Here is a 12749-nt window from a genome sequence, read left to right on the forward strand (position 1 = left end):
GAAACAGAAACCTAAGTCGTGAGTCTTAGGAATCCCCCACTATATCGGTACTCCGATTAGTGGCGGGAGGATGTCAAGTTTCAATTCAGCAACGCCAGAACTTGTTATGCACCTACTGATTCTTTAGCCGCGTACATTACTTCAAGAGTAATTTCTGATAGATTGCGATCGCGAGCAAATTTTTCAGTATTGCGTTTGACCTTGCCGCGAACAAAACCAGGAATTTTACCAAGTTCGACTTTGGCTTCTTTGTCCCAGTTGAGATCAGAGTCAGCAGAGATGCCTTTGGTAATTACTTCTTTGGTATCATGCCCCCCAAAGATTTCTAACAAGTGATCTTCCATTCCTAAAGTAAAGGAGTTATAAACTAAATCGGCGATCTGGTTTGTGCCTTCGTAACCCATAAACGGTTTGTAACCGATGGGGAAATTCTGAATATGAATTGGTGCAGCAATCACACCACAGGGAATGTCTAAACGTTTGCCGACATGACGTTCCATCTGCGTCCCAAAAATAGCTGAAGGTTCATGACGAGCGATCGCATCACCAATTTCGCCGTTATCTTCACTAATTAAAACTTCATCGCAATATTCGCTTACCTGCTCTCTAAACCAATCAGAGTCATATTTGCAATAAGTGCCAGCCAAAACAACCTGGATGCCCATTTCTCTGGCGAGAATTTTGGTCATGGCAACGGCGTGGGTGTTATCACCAAAAACAACAGCTTTTTTCCCTGTCAGGTTTTGACAGTCAATTGAACGAGAAAACCAAGCTGCTTGAGAAACGTATAGGGTTTGGTTATTGATATAGTCTTCATAATCGACTTCTGCACCCTGGTGATTAATTACCTGCTGTATTTTACGAATACAACGGGCTGTTTCGACTACTCCCATGGGCGTAATATCGACATAGGGCATGGCAAACTCAGCTTCTAAGTATTCCGCCGTCATCATGCCCAATTCGCGATAGGGAACCAGATTAAACCAGGCACGAGGTAGATTTCTCAGGTTATGCACCGAAGCACCATCAGGAATAACCTCATTAACTTCAATGCCCAATTCTGCCATCAGACGTTTTAACTCAGTACAGTCATGCTGATTATGAAAGCCGAGAGTAGAAATTCCGATAATATTGACCGAAGGTTTTTCAGTTTTACCTGTCGGTAGTTGTTCTTGTTTGCGTGCCTTCTCTAGATAATATTTAACTACCTGATGCAAAGTGCGATCGGCTGCCTGGAGTTCATTGTAGCGATAGTGATTAACATCCGCTAACATCACATCTCCCTTAGTATCCATCGAAGCACGGCTGACGAAGTTTTGTAGATCTTCTTGCAAGATGCTGGAGGTACAGGTAGGAGTTAGAACAATTAGATCTGGGCTTTCTTCTTGGTCTTTGCGGGTAATATTATCTACAACTTTCTCTTGAGAACCTCTGGCTAAAACATTGCGATCGACAATACTTGCTGTAACTGGAGTAAAATTTCGCTCCCTTTCGAGCATTGAACGCATAACATTGAAGTAATCATCTCCTAAAGGTGCGTGCATGATTGCATGAACGTTTTTGAATGAGCTGGCAATACGTAGTGTGCCAATGTGTGCTGGACCAGCATACATCCAGTAAGCTAATTTCATAAGTCTTCTCTCCTAGGTAAAGTTGACGCGATTTGTGCAAATGTTGGGACAGAAAATAACGCTATATTTTAAAATCTTGCTCTTTATTGTCTCAGAAATAGGTGAGTAGATGTAATCAACTAATGTTGTCAGATACAATACTTACAAACAAGGCTACAAGCATCATTATTCCTGATGTAGAGCAGTTTTTTATTATCTGTTGAAAACATTTTTAAGGCAATAAATCTTAATATTGATTGCCTTAAAAATTAAACGTTTTAAAATAATTTAAAATACCAATCTTATCTAAATTTAAATTTAAGATTTAAAATTTAATATATCTGTATGTGCTTATGCTGTGTTGTTCAAGCTAATTATAATAAAATAATTAAGATTAAAGCTATCTACTAAAAAATCTCTCTCTCATCTTCTTGGTTTATGTTAAGATTTATCAATGATATGAAAATTACATCCTAGTTGCTAGTGAATATCTGTGACAAAGATTGTAATATGAGAATAAGTAGGTATTTGGCTTTGATTCATGTTCATGAGGAATAGTGAGTGACTGATAGCCAAAAGATATATAGACAATAAAGTAACTGAAGTTAGGGAACTCCTAAGGGGCTGTTATCCGATGGATTATATAGATAAAATACTCGAAAAATTAAAAGATCTAGCTCGAAAACTAATTGAAATATTGCTGAGTCCTGAAGCAGAGCCAGAAAGAGAGACAATTCCCATTCCTGTTGATAGTGGTCAACGTCGTTATCACTAGTGGACAATTTAGTTTCATTAGCAGTGAGTCATGTTGTCTGAGATCAGCGTGTTAGTTTTGCATGGCCCTAACTTGAATCTACTGGGGTTAAGAGAGCCTAATGTGTATGGAAAGACTACTTTAGCTCAAATCGATGACTTGCTAAGATCAGATGCTGAAAAATTGCAGGTAAAAATTGTTTGCTTGCAATCTAACCATGAAGGCGCTTTGGTAGACGCGATACATAACGCCAGAGCTTTGCATTCAGGAATTTTAATTAACCCAGGGGCTTATACTCATACTAGCGTTGCCATTAGAGATGCCTTGGCAGGAGTGATGTTACCAACCGTAGAAGTGCATCTCAGCAATATATATACTAGGGAAGAGTTTCGGCATCATTCATATATTGCACCTGTTGCTATTGGGCAAATTAGTGGTTTTGGTGCAGATAGCTATCGTTTAGGATTGCAGGCACTGATTAACTATTTAAAAAGATAGTAAAGTAAACAAATCAATTATCCGTGTTTATCTGTGCGACGAGTACGATAAAAGTCTAAGAATATGTTGATGACTTTTTTGTTTTTTTATTTTCACTGATATTTAAGGTTCAAATCAATAACTGATAAAATGGCTACTTCCCCTCAAGAAAATTTTGCTCGTCGTCAAGGAATTTTAGGTATTTGGGATACCATAGTCGGTCCTGAAATGTCCTTCACAGAAACATTGGTTTGTGTTTTGCCGACTTTGGTGGCGACAATTTATATCCCTTGCTACGCCATCATTCATCAATTGCAGTGGAACAACATTCAACTTATATTGTCCGCTATTCTAGCTTTCGATTTATTTGGAGGAGCAATTGTTAATGTAACTCCTACTTCTAAACGCTGGCATCATCGTTCTCAAAATGGCTGGCAACATCATGTTGGCTTTGTGTTGATTCATCTTCATCCGATACTAATTACTTTATTTTATGGAGCATCTTGGAGCTATTTTGTGGTATCTTACAGCTATTTAATTTTGTCTGCTGTCATTATTTTGTTTGCTCCCAAGTATTTTCAGAAGGCAATTGGTATAAGTTTATATCTTGGCAGCGTCATACTATTCAATAACTGGTTGTCGCCAATACTTGGGATGGAATGGTTCTTACCTGTCTATTTTCTCAAATTGTTGGTCAGTTATCTTCCCGAAGAACCTTTTACTGAAAAATAGTTTTGGTTCATGAGTGGTCATTTTTTAATACTAGGGTTAATCTGTTCTTTGCCATGTCTGTGATTAAGCAGTTAAACAAATTTAGAATTTTGCTATGGACAATCAAAAAAAGTATAAATTACCGAAAAGGCTAGTTACAGGAGCAACGAAGAAATCCCAGGAAGCTGTAGTACCCACTTTTGCTGGAGGAGATGGTCAAATTGGCAGCAATCTTAATATTCGCTGGACTCCTAGCAGGCTTGTGATAGCTGCAACATTATTAGGAGTTCCTTTCTTGCTCACCACAGTAATAGCATTTAAGTCAGGAAAAATTTTAATTGGCGTAATTTTAGTAGGTATAGCGGTTTTTGTCGGGTTGATGTATTTAGCCTTACGTTACATAGAAGCAAATGAATTTTGAAGATAATTTTGCCCAGCATAAAAATTTGCTTTCTTTCTGAGTATTCAAGTTTCTTAGTTTGCCTTGAGTATTACACGATCATGCAACGTTGTAATTGAGTGGTTACTGTGCCTGGGCGATAATTATTCTGTGTCGTGGAGTAGTAATCGAAATACGAGGAGTAGTAAAGCCTGCTGCGATGAATGTTTGCTCCATATCTAAACTAAAGTACTGATCCAAATAGGGTTCAGTACTTTTAAGCAGAGTCAATATATAAGGGGGCATTTTCTGAAATACTGGAGATTGAGGATTCATGTCCATAATGGATAAATAACCTCCTGGACGTAACACACGATGAGCTTCCGTAATAATTGCCTGTGCCGCGCTGGTGGGAAGCTCATGAAATACTAAGCAGCCCGAAACTAAATCAAAACTTTGAGTGGCTGAACCTGTCGATTCAGCAGCACCATGAATCCATTTAATTGGATGCTGCTGCTGTTTTGCTCGATATTGAGCTACCGCGAGAAAGTAGGGCGAAAGATCAATCCCCGTTAACTCTGCTAGGGGATAGACTTCCTGTAGGGCAATACTGCTCATTCCCACACCACAACCAAGATCGAGAATTGTGTTCGGGGTAGTGGTTACATATTCCTGTAATGCTTGATGATAACTTTGCCTGAGCATGGTATCGCCGTTAATGCCGACTTCTGCCCAAATTTTGGCATGGACAGAGCGAGCCGCCGATTCTACTTCCCAAGCTGCCTTCCAGCTTAAATTACCTTCTGGATAAGCATGAAAAGAAGTAGTGTAATAGTCTGGATATTGTAAATCTGGATTGTGGATTTGAGCAAACTCTTCAGTCCAACGGCGATCGCTTAACTGCTGAACATTTTCTCGCCAGGGGACACCCATCACCTCAGCACGCCGAATCATCATCTGACGAGCGCGGGATTTGGCAAAGTCAGCTAAAGGCTTAATTGACAAAATACCCTGCACCAAACGAGAGGTTAGATTCATTTTGGGTTGAGAAGTAACAGTCATTGCTATGCGTCTGCAGGTTTAATTATTGAATTGCTATTATTGTAGAATGCTTACTCCCTTAGATAAATAAAAAAATAGCTACCTAACGTTGATCAAAGCGATCGCTTTAAAAAAACACAGCTTGATATAAGCTATATTTTCTACTTTTATAAAGCTAAGGTAAAGTTATTCTTTATTTGAGCAAGATTACATGAAAATATTAGTGTCATAAAAAAGTTGTGAAATAATAAATTTAAGACTAGATATTCATCATTATTTACCAATTTTAAAAGGTGCGTCCTTAGACAACGCGCTTTTTTTTTGTCAATTTTTTGTAATCTGTTTTACATTTTCACATCAAACCAAATTGACAGCAACGATCTCTGGTGTAGACTGATGACTACCATAATTACCCTGAGATCCCTTTGAAGAATCGTAGCTACTGGCAACTCTTTCCTTTTGTTCGTCCTCAAAGCCTAATTATAGGTTGGGCTTTTATCTGCACTGCGATCTTTACTACTTTTTGGCCGATTAAAGCCTGGCTAGCAGGTGAAGTAAGTCAATATATTGGCAAAGGTGATCCTAGCAGTATTGCACGTATGGCTGGATTGGCAGCAGTCGTGTTTCTGTTACAGGGAATTGCTCAATATGGACAAGATTCTCTGATGGCGAAAGCTTCTCTCAACGCGGCTTTAAATCTACGCACCGCCGTGTATAGTCATTTGCAGAAGTTAAGCCTCAATTATTTTGAAGTAGCTAAAACAGGAGATTTAACCTACCGCTTAACGGAAGATATCGATCGCATTGGGGAAGTAATTAATCAGTTTTTTCACGATTTTATTCCCTGCATCTTACAGTTATTGGTAGTGTTAGGCTATATGCTTTGGCTTAATTGGCAGTTAACGATCGCCACTTTGATTTTAGCTCCTGTAATGGGGATAATTATCGGTACGTTTGGGGAGAAACTGTTAAAGTACTCACGGCGCAGTCAAAATCGCATTTCTAATCTGTCGGCTTTATTAACCGAAGTATTGAGCGGTATTCGTTTGGTTCAGGCTTTTGCCGCCGAAGAATATGAATTAGAGCGCTTTAGCCAAGAGGCGGAAGCTAATCGCCAAGCTAAATATCAGGCGGAGAAGGTCAAAGCGTTTCAGTTTGTAGTGGTAGGCTTTTTACTGGTAATGACCGTCCTGTTTATCTTTTTCTTGGGCGGATGGCAGATATCTTTAGGTAATTTAACAGGGAAAGATTTTGTTAGCTACATTACAGGAGTGGCGTTATTAATTGACCCCATCACCCATACGACGAGTAATTATAATAGCTTTAAGGAAGGACAGGCATCTGTAGATAAAATCTTTGAGTTATTGGCAATTCAACCCGCAGTTCTGGAAAAGGAACAGGCGATCGCGTTGGAGTCAGTAACGGGTAAGGTTGAATACGCTGAGGTTAGCTTTAGCTATAAATCTGAGGCGACAGTAATTAATAATTTAAGCTTGCTGGCACATCCTGGAGAAACCATTGCCTTAGTCGGCTCATCTGGTGCTGGCAAGTCTACTTTAGTTAATTTGTTACCTCGCTTTTATAATGTTGATCGGGGAAAAATCTTAATTGATGGCGTTGATATTCAAGATGTTACTCTCAAAAGTCTGCGACAGCAAATAGGTATTGTACCGCAAGAAACTACTTTATTCTCTGGGACAATTGCCCAAAATATTGCTTTTGGCAAAACCAATTTAGAGCTAAAAGATATTGAGGCTGCTGCTAAAATTGCCAATGCTCATCAGTTTATTAGTGAACTATCTCAAGGCTACTTTACTTATGTGGGGGAAAGGGGAGTTAACCTGTCTGGTGGACAAAGACAAAGAATTGCGATCGCACGGGCAATTTTACTCAATCCACGGATTTTGATCTTAGATGAAGCCACCTCAGCCTTAGACTCGGAATCTGAAGCTTTAGTACAAGAAGCCTTAGAAAGAATTATGCGCGATCGCACAGTATTTGTCATTGCTCATCGATTAGCTACTGTCCGACGAGCAGACCGTATTTTAGTGTTAGAAAAAGGACAGATAGTTGAGTCAGGTAATCATCAGGAATTACTGGATATCAATGGAGCATATGCTAAATTTTATGCTCGACAATTTCAAGATTCAACTAGCGCTTAATAAGTACATGAACAAAAATAATTACCGTAAATTCTTACAGACTGCTGACTTTTGACTTAAAAGATTAACGTTGAATTTAATTTTGTTCAATTATTTAATATCTTTCAATAACCAAAATGCCGTAGTTGTCATTCCTGAATCATCAGGCTGGATCAATAAAAAATGTAGTCCTTGACTAGCCTGTTTATTCTGTTCATATTTTCTAGCAATTTCTTCTGCCTGTTCAGATTCAAAGGTATTAAATACCCAACGATCTACTAAGCCAGTTTCTAAAATAAAGCCTCCTGATTTGCCAATTTCCGTCGGAATATAGTTAATAAAGGCTGGTGTTTGTTGCTCAATCCAACAAGCAAGTTGCATTGATTTTTTTCCACCATAAACTACTAAACCAGGAATAAAAATATCTGAAGGAAGATTTAAGTTAATCGGATAAAATTCTTGAGGAATGTTAATAATAGGAATCGGGCGATCTCGAAATAAATCAATAATTTGTCCCGCAGCTATATTAGCAATTTGCCACTTATCACCCCAAAGATTTTCTGGTAGCGCCTGTGGTGGCGGTTTTTCTGGTAAGATAGGATTATAGTGAGATTGTCCCTTATATTTTTCTGTCAATACCCGTTTTAACGCCTGGGTGTTTCTTGTCGCTTCAACTTTAATGTCTAACTTTTCAGCAGCAACAGATATTAAACTAAGAGATTGAGGACGAAATACCTGGATTTGATCGGGTAGTTTTCCTGCTGCTGCCAACAGTATCTGTTGTTCCAACCAATCAGCATTGGCATCTTGTGATAAACATTGGGCTATATAAATCGGTTTGACGATCTGAGTATTGAGATTTACCTCTGAATCGCAGATGACTAATTGCCACTGTCGCTCATTTCCTGATGAAGATGGATGATGATAAAAATCAGCTTGCCAAATATTCATTATTTTCCCTTTTCCCTTTTCCCTATCTCAACTAAGAAATTTATTTGGTACGACTAATTATCTGTAAAGCGATCGCTCTTAATTGTTGATAATTAACTTTACCTCGATCATTGCGAGGAATATTATTGACTTTCAGCCAATGCTTTGGTTGTTTATATTTTGCTAATTGCGATCTAAGAGAGTGTTTAATTAAGTTTAAATCGTCTGCTGATTTTAAGGGAACATACATCGCCGTAACTGCTTGTCCCCATTTTTGATCGGCGATACCTATCACGCAGATATCTTTCACTAAGTTAGTTGCATAGATTGCAGCTTCTACTTCAGCAGGAAAAACATTTTCTCCGCCTGTAATTATCTTTTGGCTGTTTCTACCTAGTAAATGTAAATAACCCTCTCTATCAAAATAGCCCACATCATCAGTTATAAATTTTTGGGCGGGAAATACCTCGGGATAATATCCCCAACAAAGAGCAGTGCTGTTAATCTGAATTAAGCCTGTCTGATCTTGGCTAGATTTTGGGTTCTCAAGTTGCAATTGCTTTGCCGTACTTATTGCTGTCTGGTTAATCTCGATCTGTGCATGGGGTAAAACTTGACCACTACTATTATTACCAGCTAAAAAATCTTTAAACTTAAGTGCCACAACTCCAGAGGCAGTTTCCGTCATGCCATAGGTAAGAGCTATAGGAATATTATATTCCCTGGCGGTATTTAACAGCGATCGCCTTGGGGGTGCGCCACCCACTAATACTGTCTTAAATTCTTTGAGGCAGTTAGGCGTAGATTGGAGTAGAAACTGTAATTGAGTAGGTACTAGCGAAATAAAGTAAGCTGATTTATTAAGGTTATTAAGCTGTTTGGCAATTAATTGATACGGACAGATAATTAAATTACCTTGAGTTAAAAGCGATCGCATTAACTGCATTAAACCACTTACATGATAAAGCGGTAGAGTACAAACCGAATTAATATTTTGGCAATCAAAGAAGTTTTTAAAGCCGTTTACTGATGCTGTTAGAGTTTGCCAACTGTGCATGGCAAATTTTATTTTGCCCGCAGTACCCCCAGTGGGAATCATAATTAGTGGCTGAGGAAAAAATTTAGCCTTAGTATTTAAATCTGCTGCATTCTCTTGTCTTGATGTTAGTTTTACCCTCAAAGACTGAAGTTTAGATGTAATCGTATCGTCGCCAAAGATCAAATCAGGCTGAACTAAATTTAATACCTGTTGCCATTCTCGTATTTGCCAAGCAGGATCGCCAAGAAATACATCTACCTCCGTAATTATCGCCGCTAGAAAGCCAGCGATAAAGTTAATTGGCTTAGTTTCCACAATAAAAATAGCTGGTTTATGAGAACATTTAGCTACCAAAGATATTTGCGCTACTTTAGCCTCAATTATTTGTTCCAACCGTCTATTACTATAGTTATGATTATTTAATTCTTGATTACTATCTTGATTCCAACACCATAGCCAATCTTGATTACTAGGTGATTTTAAATAGTTTAATAGCTCATAATTCATTTTCTGCGCTTCATGATTCAAATCAAAATAACAGGTTATCAAACAAATATATACTTAATTACCTAGAATTCTATTACGAAAAAACAACTATTTTATCCATACAAATACTGATGATTTATAAATTTATGACCAAGAAAGATATGTATAAAAACTAATGGCAAATTAATTAATTTAGTTGAGAATAATAGTAATAGATGCAAACTAAGACTATAGGTTGGAAATTATGTTTGAACGCGCTACAGTTTTTTCAGCAATTTTTATCTTTATTGTTTTTAGTATGATTGGCTCAAAATATCTCAACTTTATGGAAGTAAAAAATCAAGAGGCTTCGACTTCAATAACTAGCTCAAAATAATTTATTTAACTTATTATTAAATAATATAGCAAAGTGCTTGAGTGCAAACCTTTTGTGACTTGTAACTTGTGACTTCTAACTTCTTGTCATCACAGTTAACTTAAATTTGTCCTACCTACTGACAGCGATCGCTTATTAATTCTTCAAGAATTGAATTTAAAAAGTAACCACGCTGCGAATAGATTCTCCTCGATGCATTAAATCAAATGCTTCATTTATTTGCTCAATTGCCATGGTGTGAGTTACCAGATCATCAATATTGATTTTCCCTTCCATATACCAATCAACAATTTTTGGTACATCAGTACGTCCTCTTGCCCCACCAAAAGCACTGCCTTTCCACACTCTACCTGTAACTAACTGAAATGGACGAGTACTAATTTCCTCTCCTGCGCCTGCAACACCAATAATAGTAGAAACTCCCCAGCCTTTATGACAGCATTCCAAAGCCTGACGCATAACCTTCACATTACCGATACACTCAAAGCTATAATCTGCACCACCCCCAGTTAATTCCACGAGATACTCCACTAGATCACCGTCAATTTCTTTGGGGTTAACAAAGTCAGTCATGCCATAAGCTTTAGCCATCGCCTCTTTAGCAGGATTAAGATCTACCCCCACAATCTGGCTAGCACCCACCATTTTTGCCCCTTGAATTACGCTTAAGCCAATACCGCCTAATCCAAACACCACTACATTTGCGCCAGGCTCAACTTTGGCTGTATTGATTACCGCACCTAAACCCGTCGTTACCCCACAGCCAATCAAACATACCTTATCCAACGGTGCATCATCACGAATTTTAGCAACCGCAATTTCTGGCAAAACAGTATAGTTAGCAAAGGTAGATGTCCCCATATAGTGATATAGCTTTTCACCGTTATAAGAGAATCTACTAGTACCATTAGGCATCACACCCTTACCTTGAGTAGTGCGAATTGCTTGACAGAGGTTGGTTTTCCGACTTAAACAGTAAGCACATTGTCGACATTCAGGCGTATAGAGCGGAATTACCTTATCTCCTGGCTTAACGCTGGTAACGCCTTCCCCTACTTCTGCTACAATTCCCGCACCCTCATGTCCTAAAATAGTCGGAAATAAACCTTCAGGATCTGCTCCAGAAAGAGTATAAGCATCGGTATGACATACTCCTGTGGCTTTTATTTCGATTAATACCTCCCCTGCTTGAGGTGCTGACAACTGCACAGTTTCAATACTTAGAGGTTTACCTGAAGCAAAAGCCACCGCAGCTTTAACATGCATGTTTATTGTTCCCAGATTATGATAGTTCCCAACCAGGAAAATTCTAGCTTAATTCAAGATCGAGTAAGTATTTCAAGTTTTTAATAAACTTTGCAGCATGTAAATAATACCAATTCTCAGAAATTAGGTTTTAGCTGGTTGGGGAATCGAAACATCAACTAGACTAATTTCTTGCTCCAAACTACTCAATGGAGGATTCATGGCTTTAACATTACCTACCACTAGAGTCACTAGCTGATCTGGCTTGAGATGTTCTTGAGCAGCAGTTAAAATATCCTCTCTTGTAGTATCTTGAACTCGATCCTGATATGCAAAAATGAAATCTTCAGGGTAATCAAAATATTCATAACGCATTAATCGAGATAGAGTTTGACTAGGATTTTGGAAGTTAAACACAAAAGAATTGAGAATAGATTCTTTGGCGTTGGCTAGCTCTTGCTCGGTAACTAATTCTTGACGCAGCTTTTTAATCTCGTTGGTTACTGATTGAATAAAGGGAACAGTGCTATTAGTTTGAGTTTGTCCTCCCGCGATAAACATCCCGTCGTAGTCATAGCTGGGACTCCAAGAACCATACACACTATAGGCTAGACCCTGGCGCGATCGCACTTGATTAAATAACCGTCCTCCAAAACCGTTGAGAACGCCATTTAAGACACTCAGGGCAGGATAGTCAGGACTATCAAAACGACCGCCGATATGACCCAAAAGAATGTTGCTCTGAGTCTGTTGGGGGCGATCTATAGCAAAGATTCCCTGATTGTACTCTTGAGTTGCTGCTGGAGGCTGCAAACTTGCTGGTGGAATATCTACCTGCCAATTGCCAAAAGCATTTTGTACCTGCTCAATCATTTGATCGCTAGTAAAATCACCGACAATACCCAGAATTATATTTTCAGGACGGACGTAGGTTTGATAAAAGTTGATCGCATCTTGGCGGGAGATATTATTGAGGGTGTCATACTCAATCGTGCGAGCATAAGGACTAGTTTTGCCATAGAGAACTTTATTAAATTCGCGATCAGCAATAGCACCTGGATCGTCGTTACGACGGGCGATTGAACCCTGCTGTTGATTTTTGGCGATCGCCAACTGATCGGGAGCAAAGGCTGGTTGACGCAGCACTTCGGTAAACAAAGGAAATACCGTCTCTATGTCTTCCGTGAGGGTATTAAAGCTAGCACTACCAAAACTATCACCGATGCTAGTTTCAATGCTGGCAGCCTTTTGTTCCAAAATTGTATTTAACTCGGCTGCGGGATGTTTTTCTGTTCCCCCACTACGCATTACTGCTCCTGTTAACTCTGCTAAACCAACTTTATTGGCAGGTTCAAAGCGCGAACCTGTACGAATAATTGCCGTACCGCTAACCAGAGGTAAATCTCGATCTTCCACCAGATATACCACCATACCATTGTCTAGTTCGTACCTGTCATAGTCTGGCAGCTCAATTTCTGGTAAAGGCTCAAATTTTAATTCTGTATAGTGTTTGGGAGTATCGGCGATCGCATTTGAGCGCACGGTAAATGATAATAAAAC

11 protein-coding genes are annotated in these 12749 nt (G+C 38.8%); 5 read left to right on the forward strand and 6 right to left on the reverse strand.

Annotation, left to right across the window (positions count from 1 at the left end; all coding sequences use genetic code 11):
• Positions 1-104: 104 nt before the first annotated feature.
• Entirely contained in the window at positions 105-1631 is a 1527-nt protein-coding gene (bchB, locus tag C7B62_RS20725) for a ferredoxin:protochlorophyllide reductase (ATP-dependent) subunit B (RefSeq protein WP_106241714.1), read from the reverse strand.
• Between the two features lie 613 nt (positions 1632-2244).
• Here bchB and C7B62_RS26310 point away from each other — a divergent pair.
• From C7B62_RS26310 to C7B62_RS20740, 4 genes are all read left to right on the forward strand, one after another.
• Positions 2245-2385, forward strand: a complete 141-nt coding sequence (locus tag C7B62_RS26310) for a hypothetical protein (protein WP_199194303.1) — start codon at positions 2245-2247, stop codon at positions 2383-2385.
• A 30-nt stretch (positions 2386-2415) separates the two neighbouring features.
• On the forward strand, positions 2416-2862 hold the full coding sequence (aroQ, locus tag C7B62_RS20730; protein ID WP_106241717.1) for a type II 3-dehydroquinate dehydratase: 447 nt from the start codon (positions 2416-2418) through the stop codon (positions 2860-2862).
• Positions 2863-2991: 129 nt separating this feature from the next.
• Entirely contained in the window at positions 2992-3573 is a 582-nt protein-coding gene (locus C7B62_RS20735; protein ID WP_106241720.1) for a hypothetical protein, read from the forward strand.
• A gap of 94 nt (positions 3574-3667) precedes the next feature.
• Positions 3668-3973 (forward strand): hypothetical protein, encoded by a 306-nt coding sequence (locus tag C7B62_RS20740; RefSeq protein ID WP_106241723.1) that lies wholly within the window; start codon positions 3668-3670, stop codon positions 3971-3973.
• A 102-nt stretch (positions 3974-4075) separates the two neighbouring features.
• Here C7B62_RS20740 and C7B62_RS20745 read toward each other — a convergent pair whose 3' ends face one another.
• The gene (locus C7B62_RS20745; protein ID WP_106241725.1) at positions 4076-4993 is read right to left on the reverse strand and encodes a class I SAM-dependent methyltransferase; all 918 of its coding nucleotides are present in this window, start codon (positions 4991-4993) and stop codon (positions 4076-4078) included.
• Positions 4994-5397: 404 nt separating this feature from the next.
• On the opposite strand from C7B62_RS20745, the gene C7B62_RS20750 reads away from it, so the two are divergent.
• Entirely contained in the window at positions 5398-7134 is a 1737-nt protein-coding gene (locus C7B62_RS20750) for an ABC transporter ATP-binding protein (protein WP_106241728.1), read from the forward strand.
• 90 nt (positions 7135-7224) lie between these two features.
• On the opposite strand, the gene C7B62_RS20755 is transcribed toward C7B62_RS20750, so the two are convergent.
• The 4 genes from C7B62_RS20755 to C7B62_RS20770 all read right to left on the reverse strand — a co-directional run.
• Entirely contained in the window at positions 7225-8064 is an 840-nt protein-coding gene (locus tag C7B62_RS20755) for a Tab2/Atab2 family RNA-binding protein (protein WP_106241731.1), read from the reverse strand.
• Between the two features lie 40 nt (positions 8065-8104).
• Positions 8105-9589, reverse strand: a complete 1485-nt coding sequence (locus C7B62_RS20760; RefSeq protein ID WP_106241734.1) for a 2-succinylbenzoate--CoA ligase — start codon at positions 9587-9589, stop codon at positions 8105-8107.
• A 511-nt stretch (positions 9590-10100) separates the two neighbouring features.
• Complete coding sequence (locus C7B62_RS20765) at positions 10101-11210, reverse strand: S-(hydroxymethyl)glutathione dehydrogenase/class III alcohol dehydrogenase (protein ID WP_106241736.1); 1110 nt, start codon at positions 11208-11210, stop codon at positions 10101-10103.
• 123 nt (positions 11211-11333) lie between these two features.
• Positions 11334-12749 (reverse strand): pitrilysin family protein (locus C7B62_RS20770; RefSeq protein ID WP_106241739.1); only part of this gene is annotated, 1416 nt, incomplete at its 5' end.

Origin of the sequence: Pleurocapsa sp. CCALA 161 (assembly GCF_003003995.1) — a bacterium.
GTDB lineage: Bacteria > Cyanobacteriota > Cyanobacteriia > Cyanobacteriales > Xenococcaceae > Waterburya.